The sequence below is a fragment of the Microlunatus spumicola genome (assembly GCF_039536445.1).
Taxonomy (GTDB): Bacteria; Actinomycetota; Actinomycetes; order Propionibacteriales; family Propionibacteriaceae; genus Microlunatus; species Microlunatus spumicola.
The window spans coordinates 787,030-806,632 of sequence record NZ_BAAAYR010000004.1; the positions used below are offsets into that span (position 1 = coordinate 787,030).

Annotated in this window: 21 protein-coding genes; 10 read left to right on the top strand and 11 right to left on the bottom strand. The window is 72.3% G+C overall.

The window, feature by feature from the left end:
- Window positions 1-13: 13 nt before the first annotated feature.
- Complete coding sequence (locus tag ABD665_RS16595; protein ID WP_204910057.1) at window positions 14-970, bottom strand: glycosyltransferase; 957 nt, start codon at window positions 968-970, stop codon at window positions 14-16.
- Between the two features lie 248 nt (window positions 971-1,218).
- Between ABD665_RS16595 and pstS the strand changes: the two genes are divergently transcribed.
- The 7 genes from pstS to ABD665_RS16630 all read left to right on the top strand — a co-directional run bounded on the left by pstS (window position 1,219) and on the right by ABD665_RS16630 (window position 7,818).
- Window positions 1,219-2,367: a phosphate ABC transporter substrate-binding protein PstS gene (gene pstS, locus ABD665_RS16600; protein WP_204910058.1), complete on the top strand. Its 1,149-nt coding sequence runs from the start codon at window positions 1,219-1,221 to the stop codon at window positions 2,365-2,367.
- 423 nt (window positions 2,368-2,790) lie between these two features.
- Complete coding sequence (gene pstC / locus ABD665_RS16605) at window positions 2,791-3,705, top strand: phosphate ABC transporter permease subunit PstC (RefSeq protein ID WP_344742594.1); 915 nt, start codon at window positions 2,791-2,793, stop codon at window positions 3,703-3,705.
- Window positions 3,705-4,625 (top strand): phosphate ABC transporter permease PstA, encoded by a 921-nt coding sequence (gene pstA, locus ABD665_RS16610; protein ID WP_204910059.1) that lies wholly within the window; start codon window positions 3,705-3,707, stop codon window positions 4,623-4,625. Before pstC ends, pstA begins: the two co-directional genes overlap by 1 nt.
- 4 nt (window positions 4,626-4,629) lie before the next feature.
- On the top strand, window positions 4,630-5,406 hold the full coding sequence (gene pstB / locus ABD665_RS16615; protein WP_204910060.1) for a phosphate ABC transporter ATP-binding protein PstB: 777 nt from the start codon (window positions 4,630-4,632) through the stop codon (window positions 5,404-5,406).
- 135 nt (window positions 5,407-5,541) lie between these two features.
- A complete protein-coding gene (locus ABD665_RS16620) occupies window positions 5,542-6,720 on the top strand; it encodes a DUF2510 domain-containing protein (RefSeq protein ID WP_344742533.1) in 1,179 nt (392 codons plus the stop codon).
- A 41-nt stretch (window positions 6,721-6,761) separates the two neighbouring features.
- Complete coding sequence (locus tag ABD665_RS16625; protein ID WP_204910061.1) at window positions 6,762-7,340, top strand: biotin transporter BioY; 579 nt, start codon at window positions 6,762-6,764, stop codon at window positions 7,338-7,340.
- 25 nt (window positions 7,341-7,365) lie between these two features.
- Window positions 7,366-7,818 carry a DUF1905 domain-containing protein gene (locus ABD665_RS16630; protein WP_204910062.1) on the top strand — a complete coding sequence of 151 codons (453 nt, stop codon included), beginning with the start codon at window positions 7,366-7,368 and terminating at the stop codon, window positions 7,816-7,818.
- A 336-nt stretch (window positions 7,819-8,154) separates the two neighbouring features.
- On the opposite strand, the gene ABD665_RS16635 is transcribed toward ABD665_RS16630, so the two are convergent.
- A complete protein-coding gene (locus ABD665_RS16635; protein ID WP_204910063.1) occupies window positions 8,155-9,567 on the bottom strand; it encodes a mycothione reductase in 1,413 nt (470 codons plus the stop codon).
- Window positions 9,568-9,876: 309 nt separating this feature from the next.
- On the opposite strand from ABD665_RS16635, the gene ABD665_RS16640 reads away from it, so the two are divergent.
- The gene (locus tag ABD665_RS16640) at window positions 9,877-10,350 is read left to right on the top strand and encodes a cupin domain-containing protein (protein ID WP_204910064.1); all 474 of its coding nucleotides are present in this window, start codon (window positions 9,877-9,879) and stop codon (window positions 10,348-10,350) included.
- Complete coding sequence (locus ABD665_RS16645) at window positions 10,347-10,757, top strand: rhodanese-like domain-containing protein (protein ID WP_204910065.1); 411 nt, start codon at window positions 10,347-10,349, stop codon at window positions 10,755-10,757. The genes ABD665_RS16640 and ABD665_RS16645 overlap by 4 nt, the downstream gene beginning before the upstream one ends.
- A gap of 92 nt (window positions 10,758-10,849) precedes the next feature.
- Here ABD665_RS16645 and ccsB read toward each other — a convergent pair whose 3' ends face one another.
- The 7 genes from ccsB to hemB all read right to left on the bottom strand — a co-directional run bounded on the left by ccsB (window position 10,850) and on the right by hemB (window position 17,833).
- On the bottom strand, window positions 10,850-11,827 hold the full coding sequence (ccsB, locus tag ABD665_RS16650) for a c-type cytochrome biogenesis protein CcsB (protein ID WP_344742534.1): 978 nt from the start codon (window positions 11,825-11,827) through the stop codon (window positions 10,850-10,852).
- Window positions 11,824-13,344, bottom strand: a complete 1,521-nt coding sequence (resB, locus tag ABD665_RS16655) for a cytochrome c biogenesis protein ResB (protein ID WP_344742595.1) — start codon at window positions 13,342-13,344, stop codon at window positions 11,824-11,826. The genes ccsB and resB overlap by 4 nt, the downstream gene beginning before the upstream one ends.
- A 145-nt stretch (window positions 13,345-13,489) precedes the next feature.
- Complete coding sequence (locus tag ABD665_RS16660) at window positions 13,490-14,203, bottom strand: cytochrome c biogenesis protein CcdA (protein WP_204913637.1); 714 nt, start codon at window positions 14,201-14,203, stop codon at window positions 13,490-13,492.
- 62 nt (window positions 14,204-14,265) lie between these two features.
- Window positions 14,266-14,862, bottom strand: a complete 597-nt coding sequence (locus ABD665_RS16665; protein WP_204910067.1) for a redoxin family protein — start codon at window positions 14,860-14,862, stop codon at window positions 14,266-14,268.
- Entirely contained in the window at window positions 14,855-15,511 is a 657-nt protein-coding gene (locus ABD665_RS16670; protein ID WP_204910068.1) for a histidine phosphatase family protein, read from the bottom strand. The genes ABD665_RS16665 and ABD665_RS16670 overlap by 8 nt, the downstream gene beginning before the upstream one ends.
- Before the next feature lies 1 nt (window position 15,512).
- Window positions 15,513-16,847, bottom strand: coding sequence for a glutamate-1-semialdehyde 2,1-aminomutase (hemL, locus tag ABD665_RS16675; RefSeq protein ID WP_204910069.1), 1,335 nt, complete (start codon window positions 16,845-16,847; stop codon window positions 15,513-15,515).
- Complete coding sequence (hemB, locus tag ABD665_RS16680) at window positions 16,844-17,833, bottom strand: porphobilinogen synthase (RefSeq protein WP_344742535.1); 990 nt, start codon at window positions 17,831-17,833, stop codon at window positions 16,844-16,846. The genes hemL and hemB overlap by 4 nt, the downstream gene beginning before the upstream one ends.
- 195 nt (window positions 17,834-18,028) lie before the next feature.
- On the opposite strand from hemB, the gene ABD665_RS16685 reads away from it, so the two are divergent.
- Window positions 18,029-18,472 carry a hypothetical protein gene (locus ABD665_RS16685; RefSeq protein ID WP_204910070.1) on the top strand — a complete coding sequence of 148 codons (444 nt, stop codon included), beginning with the start codon at window positions 18,029-18,031 and terminating at the stop codon, window positions 18,470-18,472.
- A gap of 45 nt (window positions 18,473-18,517) precedes the next feature.
- Here the strand turns inward: ABD665_RS16685 and ABD665_RS16690 are convergent, their stop codons facing one another.
- A complete protein-coding gene (locus ABD665_RS16690; protein ID WP_204910071.1) occupies window positions 18,518-18,700 on the bottom strand; it encodes a hypothetical protein in 183 nt (60 codons plus the stop codon).
- Window positions 18,701-18,727: 27 nt separating this feature from the next.
- On the bottom strand, window positions 18,728-19,552 hold the full coding sequence (locus ABD665_RS16695; RefSeq protein WP_204913639.1) for an ABC transporter substrate-binding protein: 825 nt from the start codon (window positions 19,550-19,552) through the stop codon (window positions 18,728-18,730).
- Window positions 19,553-19,603 lie beyond the last annotated feature (51 nt).

The window sequence follows — 19,603 nt, forward strand, 5'->3', positions numbered from 1 at the left end:
CAGGTCTCCTTCCTCAGGCGAGCGAGCGACGGACCAGGAGCTCGGCGAGCAGCGGGTCGCGGCGCAGCCGCATCCGGCCGAGGTCGCCCAGGTCCATGCGGAGCAGGTGGCGCTGCAGGCCGACGTTGAACTCGTCGGTCACGTCGGGCGTCAGCCGGGTCGTCGCCCAGCCGCCGACGCGCAGGACGAAGTCCCAGTAGTGGTGGGCGTAGCGGTAGCGCTTGTCCGGCCGCTGCTCGAGCGCGGTGTACGTCTCGTCGAGCGCGTCGAGCAGGCTCAGCCGGGCGCGGCTCTCGCGGTTCGTCAGGTTCCGGCCGCCCTGCGCCACGATGTGCGTGCACAGCGGGTCGTCGACGAGCAGCACCGACTCCGCGTCCAGCAGCGTCAGCCAGTGCCCGAGGATGTCGTTGTGGACCGGCGTCCCACTGAAGTGGAGAGCCGTCGTCCGGTAGCGGTCTGTGCGCAGGACCTTGTTCCACGGATAGCTCGAGAACCCGAGCAGCTGGGGCACGTCGGACAGGCGCGTGAGCCGGCGCGGCGAGGTGGCGTAGCGGCCCCAGGCGGCGAGGTCGAAGACGTTCATGCTGTCGTGCGGGACGTTGCCCCGGCGGTAGCGGTAGGGCAGGAAGGCGACGTCGGCGCTCGTCTCGTCGAGCCCGCGGACCGCGGTGGCGAGGGCGCCGGGGTGGATCTCGTCGTCGGCGTCGAAGAAGAGGGAGTAGCGGCCGCGGGCCAAAGCGAAGCCCCGGTTGCGGGCGATGCCCGCGCCCTGGTTGGTGGCCAGCCGCTCGACGACGACCTCCGGACGCCCCAGCGCGGCCACCCGGTCGGCCGAGCCGTCGGTCGACGCGTCGTCGACGACGACCACCTCGACGTCGAGCGCCTCGATCGCCAGCAGCGACGCCACGAGGCGGTCGATGGTGGCGGCGGCGTCGTGCATCGGGATGATCACGGACACGTCCGGCCGCATCGTTCCTCCTGGTCCGGGGCTGTTCCCCTGTCGTCACGCCGGGGCAGCCTAGGGCAGGAAAGAGGACGTCCAGGGACGACTCCGGACCGGTTCCTGGGTCGCGCACGACCGTTCACCTAGCGTTCACCTGGCAGGGTCCAACCGGACAACTGACCTGCGTACGTTCCGCATCAGCCGGCGAGCCGTCGGCTGGCGTCGGGGGGCGCACGTGCGCTCCCGGCAGCCCTCAACCGGTCTGAAGGATCTGCATGATCACCTCCCGCCGCGCGCGGAACACCACGTTCGCCGCCCTCGCTGCGATGGCCTCCCTGAGCCTCGTCGCCTGCGGCTCCGACCCTGCTGGCACCGCCGCCCCGGGTTCCTCCTCGGGCTCCGGCTCGTCCGCGAGCAACGCCTCCGGCCTCACCTGCCCTCCCGGCAGCCTGAACGCCGAGGGCTCGAGCGCCCAGGGCAACGCCATCACCGAGGCGATCGCCGACTACGGCTCCGCCTGCAACAACGCCTCCACCATCGAGTACAACCCGACCGGCTCCGGCGCCGGCATCAAGTCGTTCTACAACGGCCTGGTCGACTTCGCCGGTTCCGACTCCGCGCTGAAGACCGCCGCCGTCGACGGCGTGGTCGAGGCCGACAAGGCCAAGGAGCGCTGCGGCGGCAACGAGGCCTGGAACATCCCGATGGTCGTCGGCCCGATCGCCTTCGCGTACAACGTCGACGGCGTCGACAAGCTGACGATGAATGCCGAGGTCCTGGCGAACATCTTCAACGGCACCATCAAGACCTGGAACGACCCGGCGATCGCCGCCCTGAACGACGGCGTCACCCTGCCGGGCGACCCGATCACCGTCTTCTTCCGCTCCGACGAGTCGGGCACCACGGAGAACGCGACGAAGTTCCTCGCCGCGGCCGGCAACAAGGCGTGGACGAAGGAGCCGGCCAAGGCCTGGACCGGCACGGGCGAGGGCAAGAACAAGTCCTCCGGCGTGGCCGAGGCCGTCAGCAGCACCAAGAACTCCATCTCGTACATGGAGTGGAGCTACGCCAGCGACAACAACCTCAAGATCGCGCAGCTCGACAGCGGCAGCGGCGCGACCGAGCTGACCGGTGACTCGGTCGGCAAGGCCGTCTCCGAGGCGACCGTCGCCGGCACCGGCAACGACCTGGCCCTCAAGCTGAACTACCAGCCCAAGTCCGCCGGCGCGTACCCCGCGCTGCTCGTCACCTACGAGATCGTCTGCAGCAAGGGTCTCGACCCGCAGAAGACCGCTCTGGTCAAGGACTTCCTGACCTTCTTCTCCTCGACCGAGGAGCAGGGCAGCCTGGCGGACAAGGGCTACGCCCCGCTGCCGTCCGACCTGCAGACCAAGGTCAAGGCCGCGGTCTCCGCGATCTCCTGATCCCACCACCGGTGCCGCCCGGTCGGGCACGCGACCTCCCCCAGGGTCGTGACGCCCGACCGGGCGGCACCGGCGCGAGAGCCGCAGGACGCGCAGCGTGAACGAGAAGGGCTGACAGTGACCGACACCACCCGACAGCCGGGCGTCGACGGTAGGACCGGCACGGTCGAGCCGGTGGCCGACCCGCTGGCCCACGCCGGGGCGGGGTTCGACGACGGCGTACCGGAGGGCTACCGCCCGCCCGACGAACCCGACCCGCTGGCGAGCAGCCCGGCCGCGGCCGACCCCTCGCTCTCCCCGGTGCACGACGAGCAGGCGCGGCACAGCCCGGTGCCGGTCGTCGAGCACCTCGCCGCCAAGCCGGGCCGGACCGCCACGACGACCAGCCCCGAGCGGACGGGTTCCGGCGTCAGGCTCGCGACCATCAGCCGCACCGGCGACCTGGTCTTCGGCGGGCTCACCAAGGCCACCGCCGTCGTGCTGGTGGCGCTGGTGGCCTTCGTCGGCATCTTCCTGCTGGTGCTGGCCCTGCCGAGCATCCTGGCCGACCAGGACAACTTCTTCCTCTCGCGCAGCTGGCAGGTCTCGGGCGGGGACCTCCGCTTCGGCATCCTCGGCCTGCTCTGGACGACCGTCCTGTCCTCGGTCGTCGCCCTGGTCATCGCCGTGCCCGTCGCGGTCGGGGTCGCCCTCTGCCTGACCCAGTACCTGCCCAAGCGGGTCGCGGGCCCGGTGGGCTTCCTGGTCGAGCTGCTGGCGGCGGTCCCCTCGATCATCTTCGGCCTCTGGGGCCTCACGGTCTTCGGGCCGTTCCTCGGCCCGATCGGTGCCTGGATCGGGAGCACGCTCGGGTTCATCCCGCTCTTCGACCCGGTCTCCGACCCCAAGAGCACGGTCTTCGTCGCCGGCATCGTCCTGGCGATCATGGTCCTGCCGATCATCACCTCCATCTCGAAGAACGTCTTCGAGCAGACGCCGCGGGACCAGACCGAGGCCGCGCTCGCCCTCGGCGCCACGCGCTGGGAGGTCATCCGGACCTCGGTGCTCCCCTACGGCCGCTCGGGCGTGATCAGCGCCTCGATGCTCGGCCTGGGGCGCGCGCTCGGCGAGACGATCGCGGTCCTGATCATCCTGAGCCAGCCGGCTCCGGGGAGCGCGTTCACCCCGTCGATCTTCGCCGGCGGCGAGACCTTCGCCAGCAAGATCGCCAACAACGCGTCCGAGTTCGACTCGCCGTCCAAGACCGGCGCCTACATCGCTGCGGGCCTCGTGCTGTTCGTGGTCACCTTCCTGGTGAACGCGGCGGCCCGGACCATCGCCGACCGGGGAGTGAAGTGATGGCCACGTCCACCAGGCTGACCGCCGGCAACGACGACACGAAGGTCTCGTTCGGCCGCCCGAGCGGGGCGCGGACGCTGAAGAACGGTCTCGCGACCGTCTACGTCGGGTTGGCCACCGTCCTCGCCCTCATCCCGCTGGTCTGGGTGCTGTGGACGGTGATCAGCAAGGGCTACAAGCTGCTGCTGACCTCCAGCTGGTGGCTCGAGAGCCAGCGCGGCATCACCCCCCGGCGCGAAGGCGGTGGCGCCTACCACGCCATCGTCGGCACGCTGGAGATCGGCGTGATCTGCGCGGTCATCGCGGTGCCGCTCGGCGTCCTCGGGGCGATCTTCCTCGTCGAGTACGCCCGCGGCACCAAGGCGGCCCGGGTCGTCAGCTTCACCGTCGACATCCTCAGCGGGATCCCGTCGATCGTGGCGGCGCTCTTCGTCTACGCGCTGGTGATCACGATCCTCGGCCTCGGCCGCTCGGCGATCGCCGTGTCGCTCGCGCTGGTGCTGCTGATGCTGCCCGTGGTGCTGCGGTCCACCGAGGAGATGCTCAAGCTCGTGCCGGACTCGTTGCGCGAGGCCTCGTACGCGCTGGGCGTCCCCAAGTGGAAGACGATCCTGCAGGTCGTCATCCCGACCGCCTTCGGCGGCATCTCCACCGGCGTCATGCTCGGCCTCGCCCGCGTCATGGGCGAGACGGCGCCTCTGCTGATCCTGGTCTCGTACGCGGTGGGCATCAACTTCTCGCCGACCAGCGCGACCATGGCCTCGCTGCCCACCATGATCAACTCGAGCCGCGACGTCGCGCCGAGCCTGCCCGGCTACGACCGGACGTGGGCGGCGGCGCTCACCCTGATCCTCATCGTCATGCTGCTCAACCTCGTCGCCCGCGGGATCTCGCGCGCCACGAAGCTCAAGGAGAAGTAAGAACATGGCCAAGCGCATCGACGCCAAGAACGTCGACATCTACTACGGCGCGTTCCACGCCGTGCAGGACGTCTCCCTGACCGTGGAGCCGCGCACCGTGACGGCCTTCATCGGCCCGTCCGGCTGCGGGAAGTCGACCTTCCTGCGGACGCTCAACCGCATGCACGAGGTGATCCCCGGGGCGCACGTCAAGGGCAGCGTGACCCTCGATGGCACCGACCTCTACGCCCCCGGCGTCGACCCGGTCGCGGTGCGGCGGATGGTCGGCATGGTCTTCCAGCGGCCGAACCCGTTCCCCTCGATGTCGATCTTCGACAACGTCGCCTCCGGCCTGCGGCTGAACGGCGTCAAGAACAAGGGCGTGCTCTCCGACGCCGTCGAGCGGTCGCTCACCGCGGCCAACCTGTGGAACGAGGTCAAGGACCGTCTCGGCCGCGCCGGGATGGGCCTGTCCGGCGGGCAGCAGCAGCGGCTCTGCATCGCCCGGGCCATCGCCGTCGAGCCCCAGGTGCTCCTGATGGACGAGCCGTGCTCGGCCCTCGACCCGATCTCCACGCTCGCGATCGAGGACCTGATCAACGAGCTCAAGGAGCAGTACACGGTCGTGATCGTCACCCACAACATGCAGCAGGCCGCGCGGGTGAGCGACCGGACCGCGTTCTTCAACCTCGCGGCGCAGGGCAAGCCGGGTCGGCTGATCGAGGTCGGGGCGACGGAGACGATCTTCTCCAACCCCACCGAGAAGGCCACCGAGGACTACATCACCGGTCGCTTCGGCTGAGCCGACGTCACCGAGCGTGTCCGGACGCCCCCTGAGCCCCGTCACGGGCCCAGGGGGCGTTTCGTCTGTGTCACGGCTGGCTGTGAAGCGGCGCGCGGGGCTGGCCTGGCCCCCGTCCCCTCCTAGACTCGCCCCGTGAGCGCGACGGCCGGGTGGTACCCCGATCCAGGCGGCGGCCCTGGTCTCTACCGCTACTGGGACGGGCAGGCGTGGTCCGCGGCGACCACCCCCGACCCGGGATCGGCCCCGCCGCCGCAGGGCATCGTGAACCCCGGCTCCGCCGCCGGCACCGCCGGCTCGACCGCCCACGCCAACTACGGGCAGGGCTCGTACGGCCAGGGCTCCTACGGGCAGGGCTCCTACGGGCAGGGCTCCTACGGCCAGGGCTCCTACGGGCAGGGCTCCTACGGGCAGGGCTCCTACGGCCAGGGTTCGTTCGGGCAGGGCTCCTACGGCCAGGGCGCGTACGGCCAGGGCGGCTCGACCCCGGGCGCGAGCGCCTCGGGTGGGAACGCCCCGGGCGCGTCCGGCGCGGGACGGCAGCAGCCGTACGGGCAGGCCGGCACCCCGGGTCAGCCCGGCCAGCCGCCCTACCTGCAGCTCCAGAAGAAGCGTTCCGGGATCGGCTGGTGGGTCGGGGCCGGTGCGCTGCTCCTCGTCCTCGTCGTCGTCGCGGTGTTCGCCATCCGCGCCGCGACCAGCGGTGGCGGGACCTCCGCCGGTGGTGGGGCGAGCGGCCAGGACACCACCGACGTCTGCCCCGCCGACCGTTCCGACTCCCCCTCCGCCGTGGCCCCGCCGGCCGACGGCCGCGTGCACGGCGGGCCGCTGTCCTACCCGCAGCTCGGCTCGCCGTGGGGCGCGCCGCAGGGCGAGACCCGGGTGCCGTTCGGCGTCAACGTCCTGAGCCAGGACGTCCCCGTCCAGAGCGACTACGACGGTCAGGGCAACAGCTGGGTCGCGTCCGTGCTGGTCGGCGAGCTGCAGGCCGGGGACGGCTTCTTCACCCCCGAGCAGGGCTCCCAGATCGTCGTGCGCTGCGTCCTCGGCAAGTTCTACGGCAACAACCCGGTGAACAGCGACGTCAAGGTCAACAAGGCGACGACGATCGACGGCCACGAGGCCTGGATCGTCGAGAGCCACCTGACCTTCGACATCGCCGGGTTGGACACCAAGGGCGAGCTGCTGATCCTGGCGATCGTGCAGGCGGGGACGGAGCGTTCCGGCCTCTACTACGCCTCGATCCCGGACACCACGCCCGAGCTGGTGCAGCCGGCGCGCGACGCCCTGTCGCAGCTGCAGGTCGACGGCTGAGCGCGTTCCGGGGAGCCCGGCCCGCCCACTAGGGTAAAGCCATGTCTCTGGTCAGCGCCTCTCCCCGCACGCTCGCGGACGTCGTCCCGGGCGGCCTGGTCCGCAACGTCGCCCTGGTCGTGGGCGGCACCCTCTTCGTCGCGCTGAGCGCGCTGGTGCAGATCCCGCTCCCCTTCACCCCCGTGCCGCTGTCGCTGCAGACCTTCGCGGTGCTGCTCGCCGGCGCCGCGCTCGGCAGCCGCCGCGGTGCCGCCTCGATGGCGCTCTACCTGCTGGCCGGCGCGGCCGGCGTGCCGTGGTTCGCGGCGCACCAGAGCGGCTGGGCCTTCCCGTCCTTCGGCTACGTCGTCGGCTTCGTCGCCGCCGCGTGGCTCGCCGGCCGCCTCGCCGAGGCGGGCGCCGACCGCCAGGTGCTCAAGAGCACCGGCCTCCTGGTCCTGGGCAACGTCGTCATCTACGCCTTCGGCGTCGCCGGCCTCGCCGCCAGCACGGGCATGGGCCTGGGCACGGCGGTGGCCAAGGGCGTCGCGCCCTTCCTGATCGGTGACGTCATCAAGATCGTCGTCGCCGCGGCCCTGCTGCCCGCCGCCTGGAAGCTCGTCGGCACCCGTCGCGGCTGACGCCCCTCCCCCACCGGCGCCCGGCGTGCCCGCCTTCGACGCGGAGGTCCGGGCGTCCGGGCGCGGCAGCCACGCGGTCGTCGTGCCCAAGGCCGTCGTCGCCGACCTCGGTACCCGACGTGTGCTCGTCACCGTCGGGTCCGAGTCGTTCGAGGCGACCCTCGGCGCGTACGGCGGCCGGACGTTCCTGGGCCTGCGCAAGGCGGTCCTCACTGCACTCGGCGTCAGCGCCGGCGACACGGTGCACGTGGTCCTCGAGCCCGCCGCACCCGCCGACGAGCCCGAGCTCGTCGACGCAGCCCCGACCACCTGCGCCGAGCTGGACGCAGCGGTCGACACCGACGCCGAGCTGCGCGCCGCCTGGTCCGCCCTGCCGGAGGACCACCGCGCCGAGTACGGCCGCTGGATCAGCGCCGGCGACGACCCCGACGCCCGTCAGACCCGCGTCGCGCGTCTGAGGCACCGCCTGCTGCCCTAGCCGGCGTGGAGCCGACCTCTTCGAGGCCCTTCGACAGGCTCAGGGGGCGTCCAGGCAGCGACGGAGCGAGCGCAGGAGGGCGACCGCAGCGGAGCCGGGGCACCCCTCAGGACGCGCTGCTCACGGCGCCGCCGCACCCAGACGCCTGCCGCACCCGCGCAGAGGCTGATGCTGAAGGAGTGGCGCCGGACGACGGCGGGGAGCGTGGACGGGTCTGGCGGGAGCACGGGCGTACGCCGAAGTCGTCACGCGGCGAGAAGGCGACGTCGCCCGTGCGGATGGTTGCGAGCCGCCGTCGTCCGGCGCCGCGACGGCACCCAGCCCACCGCGAATGCGTCAGACGTCGAGAGAACCCTCGGGCGCCGGAAGAGCGAGCAGCGCGTTCTCCACCACCTCGCTCATGGCGGGATGGATCCAGTACTGGCCGCGCGCGACGTCGTGGGCGCGGATCCCGAAGCTCATCGCCTGGATGAGCGGCTGGACCAGCGAGGAGGCCTGCGGGCCGACGAGGTGGGCGCCCAGCAGCCGGCCGGTGGTGCGCTCGGCGATGACCTTGACGAAGTGGTCCTCGTCGCCCATGGCCCAGCCGTACGCGGTCCCGCCGTAGTCACGGATGCCGACCGCGTAGTCCAGGCCCTGCTCCCGGGCCGCCTCCTCGGTGAGCCCGACGGCGGCGACCTGCGGGTCGGAGAACACGGCGTGCGGGACGTAGCGGTGGTCGGCGGCCACCATCGCGTCGGGGTGCAGGAGGTTGTGCCGGACGACGCGGGCCTCGTGGTTGGCCACGTGCTTGAGCTGGTACTCCGAGGAGATGTCGCCGAGCGCGAAGAAGCCGGGTGCGCCCGCCTGCTGGTGCTCGTCGACGACCACGCGGCCGTCCGCGTCGACCTCGACGCCGGTGCTCGCCAGGGCGAGGGTGTCCGCGTTGGAGACCCGGCCTGTCGCGACGAGGAGCATGTCGGCCTCGATCTCGAGCTCGGCGCCGGTCGCGCTGCGGGTGGACAGCACGACGCCCGAACCCGACGAACCGGTGCGCACCCGCTCCACCGTCGTCGTCGTGAGGATCTCGACCTTGCGCCCCAACAGCTCGGTGAAGCGTTCGGCGACCTGGCGGTCGCTGCGCGGGAGCATCGTCGGCGTCCGCGCGACGATGGTGACCTTCGTCCCGAACGACGCGAACACGTGGGCCAGCTCCGCGCCGATGTAGCCGCCGCCGATGACGGCCAGGGACCGCGGCGGGGCGGGGATCCGCATGATCGTGCTCGACGTCTCGTACGCGACCGTGTCCAGCCCCTCGATCGGCGGGATCACCGGGCGGCTGCCGGCGGCCAGCACGAAGCGGTCGGCCGTGATCGTCTGCGCCGGACGGCCGTCGCGCGCCTCGAGCCGCAGCTCGTGGTCGCCGACGAAGTGCGCCTGCTGCTCGAAGAGGGTCACGTTCGACGCCGAGGCCCGCCACTCGCGGCCGGCCTCGCTGATGTGGTCGATCCGGCCGAAGATCCGGTCACGGATGTCGGGCCAGCGGACGTCGACGAGGTCGAGGTCGACGCCGAGCGCCTTGGCCTGAGCCGGCGACGACGCGAGGTCGGCCGGGTAGACGTACATCTTGGTGGGGATGCAGCCGACGTTGAGGCAGGTGCCGCCGAACGTCCCGCCCTCGACGAGGGCGACCGACCAGTCGTCCATCGCGGGGTCGACGATCGAGTTGCCGGAGCCGCTGCCGATGACGCAGAGGTCGAAGTGTCGCACGCGACCATCGTGCCAGCCGGCCCCTCACCACGGACCCGGAACGCCGCCCGGTCCTCGAACCCGATGTTCCCTATGATGAGACAAGGGAATAGCATCACCGCCGCGGTCCTAGCGTGGGCACCGCACGACGAGAAGAGAGAGGGAACGACCCGGATGAGGACGCTGCACCAGCGCCGGCACATCGACCTGGGCCTCACGGCCAGCGCGGTGTGTCGAATGACCACGCGCTCCTAGCGCGCCTCTCGTGAGGGCCCGGCCCCTGCCGCCCCTCGGTCATCCCTCCTCCGTCTTCCTGGAGCTCTTATCACCATGCCCAAGCGTCATCTCGTCGACCTCGCCGCGACCGCCACCCGCCTGGCCGACAACACCCACCTGTGGGAGTCGCTGGTCGAGTACGACCCGGTCTCCCGCTACTACGCCCGCCTCGCCCTCACGCGCGAGCACGAGGCCTGGCTCCTGACCTGGGTGCCCGGCCAGGGCACCGACTGGCACGACCACGGCGGCAGCGCGGGCGCGTTCACCGTCGTCCGCGGCGCCCTGACCGAGGAGCACGCGGTCCTGCAGGGCGAGGAGTCCGCCGTCGTCGCCTCCAGCCGCGAGCTCGGGACCGGCAGCATCCGGCCCTTCGGCACCCGGCACGTCCACCGCGTCACCAACACCACCCTGGAGCCCGCGGTGAGCATCCACGTCTACGCGCCCGCGCTGACCCGGATGAACGGCTACGTCCGCGAGGGCGACCGGCTCCGGCTGGTCGAGTCGCGCCTGGCGGGGGTGTCCTGGTGAGCACGCTCGTCGCTCCCCCGGCCCCGGCGGACGTCGCACGCCGGCGCAGCATCGACGAGGTCCTCGCCGAGGCCCGCTCCCGGCTGCACCGGCTGACGCCGGCCGAGGCGGTCGCCGCCCGCGAGGCCGGCGCCGTCGTCGTGGATATCCGTCCGGCGGCCCAGCGCGAGGTCCAGGGCGGCCCCGACGGCGTCCTGCTCCTCGAGCGGAACGTCCTCGAGTGGCGCTTCGACCCGCAGAGCGACGCCCGCCTGCCGATCGCCGCCTACGACCTCCAGGTCGTCGTGCTGTGCCAGGAGGGCTTCACGTCGAGCCTGGCGGCCGCCGCCCTGCAGGACCTGGGCCTGCACCGCGCGACGGACGTGGCCGGCGGCTGGAAGGCCTGGCGCGAGCAGCTGGGCGCCTGACCCCAGCTCCTCACCAGATGCAGAAACGCTGACTCCCGGCGCCGTACCGCGAGGTACGGACGTCGGGAGTCAGCGTCTCGTGACGGTCGGGCTCAGACGCCGGCGTAGGAGTGCAGGCCGGAGACGAGCAGGTTGATCCCGATGAAGTTGAACCAGAAGGACGCCAGGCCGACGATCGCGATGACGGCGGCCTTGTTGCCGCGCCAGCCCGCGGTGGAGCGGGCGTGCAGGTAGCAGGCGTAGATGACCCACGTGACGAGCGCCCAGGTCTCCTTGGGGTCCCAGCCCCAGTAGCGGCCCCAGGCGTACTCGGCCCAGATCGCGCCGGCCGCGACCGTGAACGTCCACAGCGGGAACGCGAAGGCGTGGAAGCGGTAGGTGATCAGGTCGATGCGACGCGAGGTGGGGAGCCGGGCGAGGTAGCCGCCGACCTGGCCGCGGTCCTCCGCACGCTTCTTCAGGATGTAGAGGATCGACATCAGGCCGCCGACGTTGAAGGCGGCGCCGGCGATCGCGGCGGCGGTGATGTGGATGAGGAACCACACCGAGTGCAGCGCCGGCACGAGCGGGGCGACGGCGACGTAGAAGACGGTGACGGCGAGGCCGTTGCCCACGGTGACGAGCAGCGTCACCGGCAGGCCGAGCCAGCTCAGGCCGGCCTTCCACACCATCAGCAGGTAGGCGGCGACGACGAAGACCAGGGCCAGCGTCGTGAACTCGTACATGTTGCCCCACGGCGCGCGCCCGGCGGCCAGACCGCGGCCGACGACCCCGATGAGGCTCAGCAGGAAGCCGAGCACCGTGAGGAAGACGCCCATCCGGTTGAACTGCTCGACCCGGAGGTCGGCGAGCCGGGCGTCCGCGAGGTTCCGGGCGTAGGTCTCGATCCGGTCGTGCTCCAGCGGTGCGCCACCCGCGGAACCCGCGGTGACCAGCTCGCGCTGGACGACCTCCTCGGTCGCCGGCTCCCGGCGCGCCGCGGCCCACTCGGCCGCGTGCGCGAAGAACGCCAGCAGGTAGACCACGACCGAGCTCACCAGGGCGACGCTCGAGTAGTAGCTGTAGTTCACGTCGTGCTCGCCTCTTTCTGGGCCTGAGGACCGGCGGTTCCGGTCGCCAGGTGGGTGGCCAGCTCGTCCACGTCGTCCGTCAGACCGCCGCGGGCGTCCGCCCGGTCGAGACCACCGATCTCGACCACTGTAGAGCCCTGCTCACCTTCAGTTCGGTTCGCCAGCCGCACCCAGACGCGACGCGGCCGGACGAAGAGCGACAGGCACAGGCCGAGCACCGCGAAGGCGATCGACCCCAGGGCCAGCGGCGCGCCCGGGGAGTCCCCGACCTGCAGCTTGACCCAGCGGCTCCAGCCGTCGAGCTGGACGGAGCCCAGCCCGTTCGGCAGGGTGACGCCCTGGCCCGGCTGCAGCGCGATCCGGAGCGGCGCCCCGTCGTCGCCCTTGACCTGGGTCAGGCCCGCGGTGTCGAGGGAGTAGACGTTCTCGGCCTTGCCCGTCTCAGGGACCGGCGCCCCGGACCACACGTTGACGAACAGCGCGGGGTTGAGCGCGTCGGGGAAGGCCGAGGTCGGCGCCTGGTCGCCCTGCTGGACCGCGCTCGGCAGGAAGAAGCCCTGCAGCGCGATCCGGTCGGGACGCGCGTCCGGCACCTTGACCACGCCGGCCGAGGTGAAGTTGCCGTCCTGCGGCAGAAAGACGACCGGTCCGGAGAAGGCCACGTTGCCCTGGCCGTCCTTGACCGTGACGATCGGCGCGTACCCGTGGCCGATCAGGTGGACCGTCGAGCCGTCGACGCGCAGCGGGTGGTTGACCTCCAGCGCGACCGGCTTCGTGGGGTCGCCCGGGGCCTCGGTCACGTCGAGGTCGGCGCGGAACAGCCGCGCGGCGCCCGTCTGGACCGGCCCGGTCTCGAACTTGACCTGGAAGTCCTTCACCACGACGTTGAACGGCTTGAGGCTGGTCGCCTTGAACCACGCCCCCGCCGTCAGGTCGTCGTACTGGGTGACGCTGTTCGAGAAGCCCTGCCCCACGATCACGACGCTGCTGCCGCGGTAGCCCCAGAGGGCACCGACGGCGACGCCGAGCAGCAGGAACAGCAGGCTGATGTGGAAGACGAGGTTGCCGGCCTCGCGGAGGTAGCCGCGCTCGGCGGCGACGGAACCCTCCTCGACGCGGACCCGGTAGTGCTGGCGCTTCAGCTCGCGGGCGGCCCGCTCGAGGACCGTCGCGGCCCCTTCGGTGTCCTCGGGGGCGATCTCGGCCGTGGCGTACGCGGGCAGGCGGCGGAGGTTCCGGGGGGTGCGCGGCGGCTGCGCACGCAGCGCCCGGGTGTAGACGCGGAGCCGCGGGACGATGCAGCCGACGAGCGAGACGAACAGCAGCAGGTAGACCGCCGAGAACCACGGCGAGGAGTAGACGCCGAAGAGCCCGACCTTGTCGTAGAGCGGGCCGAGCGTGGGGTGCGCGGCGATGAAGTCGTCGACGCGGACCGGGGAGATGCGGCGCTGCGGGATGAGCGAGCCGGGGATCGCCGCGACGGCCAGCGCGAAGAGCAGCACCAGCGCGGTGCGCATCGAGGTGAGCTGCGCCCACACGAACCGCAGGGTGCCGCGCCAGCCCAGCCGGGGCAGGTCGGGACCCGTCGGCTCGGGCCGGGAGTCGGCGTGGCCCGCGGGGCGGGTCTGGGTGTCGGTCATCGTCTCTTCGTCACTGCGGGGCTCAGATCGGTGGGGTGAAGGTCGCGAAGGTCTGCCGGAGGTCGGCGGTGATGAGCGTCCACAGCCCGCTGACGAGCAGCAGACCGACCACCACCATGAGGATGCCACCGGTGCGCATGAGGGCCACCTGGTGACGGCGCAGGAAGCCGACGGCCCGCGACACCCGGGTGTAGAGGAGGCCGGCGACCACGAACGGCACCCCCAGCCCGAGCGCGAACACGAAGGCCAGCAGGGCGCCGCGCAGCGCGGTCCCCTCGTTCAGCGCCAGGCTGTAGACGACGCCGAGGGTCGGGCCGATGCACGGCGTCCAGCCGAGCGCGAAGACGACGCCCAGCAGCGGGGCCGCGGCCACGCCGACCTTCGGCAGCCGGTGGATGCGCAGGTCGCGACGACCGAGCGGGACCACCCCGGCGAACATCAGCCCGAGGCCGATGATCAGGACGCCGAGCACCCGGCTGATCGCGTCCGCGTGGGTCAGCAGCAGCACGCCCGCGCTCCCCACGATCGCGCCGGTCACCACGAACACGGCCGCGATCCCGAGCACGAAGAGCGACGTGCCGGCGAGCATCCGCCCCCGTCGCCGCGTGCCCTCGACCACCTCCGCCGCACCGAGGCCGGTGGCGTACGAGAGGTAGCCCGGCAGCAGCGGCACGACGCACGGCGAGAAGAAGGAGACCAGGCCTGCGGCGAGCGCGACGGGCAGCGCGAGCAGCATCGAGCCCCCGACGGCCTGCTGCGCCCAGGTCGACAGGTCGAGCGGGACCAGCGCGTACGGCTTCACCGGCCGGCCGCGACCTCGTCGACCATGTCCGTGAGGGTCGCCTCGGAGATCGGGCCGAGCACGCGGATGGCCACGCGGCCCTGGCGGTCGAGCACCAGGGTGGACGGGATCGCGCTCGGCGGGACCTGCCCGTTGAGCTGCAGCAGGCTCTTGCCGGAGGGGTCGAAGATGCTCGGGTAGGTCACGCCGCTGGTGCGCAGGAACGCCTCGGGCGCGGCCGGGGAGAAGTCCCGGGTGTTGATGCCGAGGAACTGGGCGTCCGCCTTCGTCGCCTCGCTCGCGGCCTGCAGGCCGGCGGCCTCCTGGCGGCACGGCGGGCACCACGAGCCCCAGACGTTCAGCACGACGACCTTGCCCGGGTAGTCCGTCGAGGACACCGTCTTGTCGTCGGCGCCGAGGCGCTGACCGGTGACGACGGGACCGGTCGTGCGCTGGTCGGGATCGATCCGGGTCAGCGCACCGCTCGAGCCGATGTAGCCCTGCTGGTCCGCGCCGCGCGTGGGCTCGTCGGCCCCCGTCGCCGAGCAGCCGGCCAGCAGCACCGCGGCGGCCGCCACGGCACCCAGCGCGAGCGTGCGGCGGCGGCTAGGCACCGGCCACGAACTTCCGCGTCTTGCGGGCGGTGTAGAGCTCTGCCGCGGGCTCGGCGTAGTCGACGGCGGCGACCCGGCCGTCGACGAAGGTGAGGGACGTGACGCTGGCGAGGTTGCACTCCCGCCTGCGGGGGTCGTGCGCCAGCCGGCGCCCCTCCGCGTCGCAGCGGGCCATCCAGATCGGCAGCTGGTGGGAGACGATGACCGCCTCGTGCCCGCGGGCCGCCTCCTCCGCGTCCCGGATCGCCAGCCGCATGCGGGCGACGATCTCGGTGTACGGCTCGCCCCAGGTCGGACGCAGCGCGTTGCGGAACAGCCACCAGCTCTGCGGCCGGCGGATCGTCCCCGCGAGGGTGACCTTGATGCCCTCGAGGTAGTTGTCGGCCTCGATCACGCGGTCGTCCGTCGTGACGGGCAGGCCGAACACGTCGACGACCGGTTCCATCGTCTCCTGCGCACGCTCGAGCGGCGAGCAGCGCAGGTGGACGACGTCGCGCCCGCGCAGGTGCTCGGCGACGAGCCCGGCCATCGCGCGCCCGGTGTCGGACAGGTGGTAGTCGGGCAGCCGGCCGTAGATGAGCCCGACCGGGTTGTAGACCTGCCCGTGCCGGACGAGGTGGACGACCGTGCGGTTCGGCTCGCTGCTCACGTCAGACCCCCGCGGCCGCGGCGGCGGCGGCCGGGAGCGCGCTGACCACCCGGTCGAGGGCGCGGTCGTCGTGGGCGCTCGAGAGGAACCAGGACTCGTACGCGCTGGGCGGCAGGTAGACGCCGTGGTCGAGCATCGAGTGGAAGAACGCCGAGTAGCGCGTCGTCACCTGCGTCGACGCGGTCGCGTAGTCCGGAACGGCGTCCACGTCTTCACCCACGAAGAAGACGCTGAACATGTTCCCGGCGGACTGGATGACGTGCGGCACGCTCGCCGCGTCGAGCGCGTCGTGCACCTCGCGCTGCAGCAGCGCCGAGGCCCGGTCGACGTGCGCGTAGACCTCCGGCGTCGCCAGCCGCAGCGTGGTCAGCCCGGCGCTCGTGGCGACGGGGTTCCCCGACAGGGTGCCCGCCTGGTAGACGCCGCCGACCGGCGCCAGGCTGTGCATCAGCTCGGCGCGGCCGCCGAAGGCCGCAGCCGGGAAGCCGCCGCCCATGACCTTGCCGAAGGTCATCAGGTCGGGCACGACGCCGTCGACGCCGTGCCAGCCCGAGGCGGTCACCCTGAAGCCCGTCATCACCTCGTCGCTGATGAACAGCGCGCCGTGGGCGTGACAGATGTCGGACAGGAAGGTGTTGAAGCCGACCCCGTCCTCGACGCCCGGCGGGACGACGCCCATGTTCCCGCAGGCCGCTTCGGTGATCAGGCAGGCGATCGAGTCGCCGTACGTCGCGAACGCCTCGCGCACCGCCGCCCGGTCGTTGTACTGCAGCACGATCGTGTCGGCCGTCGTCGACTCGGTGACGCCGGGCGTGCCCGGGATGGCCAGCGTGGCGACGCCGGAGCCGGCCGCGGCCAGCAGCGAGTCGACGTGGCCGTGGTAACAGCCGGCGAACTTCACGATCTTGTCGCGGCCGGTGATCCCGCGGGCGAGGCGCAGCACCGACATGGTCGCCTCGGTGCCGGAGTTCACCAGGCGCACCATCTCCACCGGCGTGCGGTCGACGATCGCCGCGGCCAGGTCGACCTCGGCCTGGGTGGGGGCGCCGTACGAGGTCCCGTGCTGCGCCGCCTCCGCGACGGCCCCGAGGACCTCGGGGTGCGCGTGTCCCAGCAGCATCGGGCCCCACGAGCAGATGAGGTCGACCAGCTCGTTGCCGTCGACGTCGTAGAGGTAGGGCCCCTGCGCGCGGGCGATGAAGCGCGGCGTGCCGCCGACGGACAGGAAGGCGCGCACGGGCGAGTTCACGCCGCCCGGGATGACCTCGCGGGCGCGGGCGAACGCGGCGGCGGAGCGGGTGTCGACCGAGGTCTCGGGGAGCTGCACCTGGGTCATCGCGCCGACCCCCAGCGCCGGGCCCACTCCAGGGCCCAGTAGGTGAGGACGATGTCCGCCCCGGCACGGCGGATCGACGTGAGCGTCTCCCCGATCGCGGCCTCGCGGTTGATCCAGCCGTTCGCGGCGGCGGCCTCGACCATGGCGTACTCCCCGGAGATGTTGTAGGCCGCGACGGGCACGTCGACGACCTCGCGGACGGCGCGGATGACGTCGAGGTAGGCCAGAGCGGGCTTGACCATCACGAGGTCGGCGCCCTCGGCGAGGTCGAGCGCGACCTCGTGCAGCGCCTCGCGCAGGTTGGACCCGTCCTGCTGGTAGGTCTTGCGGTCGCCCTGCAGCGAGCTGGCGACGGCCTCGCGGAACGGGCCGTAGAAGGCGGAGGCGTACTTCGCCGCGTACGCGAGGATCGCGGTGTCGACGTGGCCCGCGGCCTCGAGCGCGTCGCGGATCGCCCCGACCTGGCCGTCCATCATCCCGCTGGGGGCGACGACGTGGGCGCCGGCCTCCGCGTGCAGGACGGCCATCTCGGCGTAGATCTCGACCGTCGCGTCGTTGTCGACCGCGCCCGACGGGGTGAGGACCCCGCAGTGGCCGTGGTCGGTGAACTCGTCGAGGCACACATCGGTCATCACGAGGCAGTCGTCGCCGACCTCCTCGCGCACGGCCCGGACGGCCTCGGTGAGGATGCCGTGCGGGTCGACCGCGCCGGACCCCCGGGCGTCCTTCTCCGACGGGACGCCGAAGAGCATCACGCCCGCCAGCCCGGCCTGCGCCGCCTCGACGGCGGTCTTGCGCAGCGTGTCCAGCGTGTGCTGCACGACGCCGGGCATCGAGCTGATCGGGCGCGGTTCCGTGAGGCCCTCCGCGACGAACACGGGGAGCACGAGCTGGCGGGGTTCGACGCTCGTCTGCGCGACCATCGCCCGCATCGCCGGCGAGGTGCGCAGGCGACGCGGACGCTGTCGGAGCGACGTCTGAGGCACCCACCCAATCTAGTCGCCGAACGCCTTCCGGCCCCTCTCAGCACCTGTGGACAACCTCACGAAGCGGGCCCGCATCCACCGTCGGGAGGCTGAGGTGTCTCCCCGGGGGGCCAGGTGTCGTCCGTCCCGACGGGGTCTGTGCACAACCTCGCGAGCGGGCCTGTACGGCCGGTCCGAACGGCGAGGCTGCCCCGCATGGACGACGACATCCCTCCCCTGCTCCCCCTCCACGAGATCGCCCCGCTCCGGTCGCAGGCCGCCCTGCACCGGCAGTGGCGGGCGATGATGGGCCCGCTCGGCTTCGCCGGGCGCCGGCTCTGGCTGCTGTTCCTGCAGCCCGACGACCGGCCCACCGAGCTGCTGATGCAGATCGACGACGTGCCCGACAGCCCGCGCGAGGGCGAGGCCGACTCCCTGCTGCGGCTCTGCCGGGAGGTCCGCCGGGAGCACGACCTCGGCCGGGTCGCCGTGCTGCTCAGCCGACCCGGTCCCGCCGGCGTCCGCGCGAGCGACCGGCGCTGGGGCCGGGCCCTGCTCGAGGCCGCGCGGCAGACGGGTGTTCCGCTGGCTCCCCTGCACCTCGCCACCGACGAGGCGGTTGTGCCGCTCACCGGTGACGACCTGCTCGAGACCGGGTGAGCGCGGGTCCCGCCGTGCGTGCCGTCTCGGCCGGACCGACAGCTCTCAGGCGTTCGCGTCCGTCGCCGGGTCGCCGTCAGCCGCCCGGACGATCCGGGGCAGCGCCTGCTCGAGCGCCCAGCGGTTGCTCAGCACGCTGCCCCAGTCCATCGAGTAGAGGAGGTCGTCGTTGCCGCCGTTCGCGGCGAGGACATAGCGCCCCTCCTGCGTGCTCCGCAGCGCCTTCACCAGCGGGTCGGCGAGGAGGTCCTTCTCCTACGCCACCTCCGTGGTCCAGACGACGACGTCGACGGAGTCCAGCAGGTCGAGCTTCTCCGGGCTCAGCGGTGCGTTGTAGCCCTTGCCCGCGAGGGCGGCCAGAGGCGCGTCGAGAGTCATCCCGACGTCGGTGAGGAACTGGTTGCGCGGCGCGGACGCCCCGAGGACCGCGTACTGGCCGCCGAAGACCTCCGCGCAGATCGCTGTACGCCCGGCCAGCTCCGGGTGGTCCGTCCGGGCCTTCGCGAAGGCGTCGTCGAGCTCGGAGACCAGCGCCGCCGCGGCGTCGGGCCTGCCCAGCGCCTGCCCGACGTGCTCGGTGTGCGGGCGGTACGGCACCGCCCAGTCCTCGGCGTCGACCGGCTGCGCCACCGTCGGGGCGATCCGGGTGAGCTTGGCGTAGTCCTCCTTCGTCACCCCGCTCATCACCGCGAGGATCAGGTCGGGCGCGAGCGCCGCCACCTTCTCGAACGCGATCTCCTGCATGTCGAGGACGGGCGGCCGGGTGTCGAGGCCCGCGGAGTTCCAGGGGCGGAACGGCGTGTACGACCCACCCAGGAACCCGCCCACCGCCACCGGCACCACGCCCAACGCGATCGCGGCGTCGTGGTCGGTCTGGCCGAGCGTCACCACGCGCTGCGGCGGTCCGGAGACCGTCGTCGTCCCGTACCGGTGCACGACCGACCAGGTCGAGGCGCTGCTCGGGGCCGCAGCCGGGCCGGCCGCCGCGCCACTGCCGGCGCTGGTGCTGTCCGAGCAGGACGACAGCGCGAGGGCGGTCGCCGCCGCTCCCATGCCGCCCAGGAAGTGCCGTCGGTCCATCTGTCCTCCTACTTAGGGTTGCCTCACCTAAGCAGAAGTAGCGCGTCACCT

Coding starts and splice junctions, on each gene's coding strand:
- ABD665_RS16595 (WP_204910057.1), bottom strand. CDS start 970: ATGCGGCCGGACGTGTCCGTGATCATCCCGATGCACGACGCCGCCGCC.
- pstS (WP_204910058.1), top strand. CDS start 1,219: ATGATCACCTCCCGCCGCGCGCGGAACACCACGTTCGCCGCCCTCGCT.
- pstA (WP_204910059.1), top strand. CDS start 3,705: ATGGCCACGTCCACCAGGCTGACCGCCGGCAACGACGACACGAAGGTC.
- pstB (WP_204910060.1), top strand. CDS start 4,630: ATGGCCAAGCGCATCGACGCCAAGAACGTCGACATCTACTACGGCGCG.
- ABD665_RS16625 (WP_204910061.1), top strand. CDS start 6,762: ATGTCTCTGGTCAGCGCCTCTCCCCGCACGCTCGCGGACGTCGTCCCG.
- ABD665_RS16640 (WP_204910064.1), top strand. CDS start 9,877: ATGCCCAAGCGTCATCTCGTCGACCTCGCCGCGACCGCCACCCGCCTG.
- resB (WP_344742595.1), bottom strand. CDS start 13,344: ATGCGCACCGCGCTGGTGCTGCTCTTCGCGCTGGCCGTCGCGGCGATC.
- ABD665_RS16660 (WP_204913637.1), bottom strand. CDS start 14,203: ATGCTGCTCGCGCTGCCCGTCGCGCTCGCCGCAGGCCTGGTCTCCTTC.
- hemL (WP_204910069.1), bottom strand. CDS start 16,847: ATGACCCAGGTGCAGCTCCCCGAGACCTCGGTCGACACCCGCTCCGCC.
- ABD665_RS16685 (WP_204910070.1), top strand. CDS start 18,029: ATGGACGACGACATCCCTCCCCTGCTCCCCCTCCACGAGATCGCCCCG.
- ABD665_RS16695 (WP_204913639.1), bottom strand. CDS start 19,552: ATGGACCGACGGCACTTCCTGGGCGGCATGGGAGCGGCGGCGACCGCC.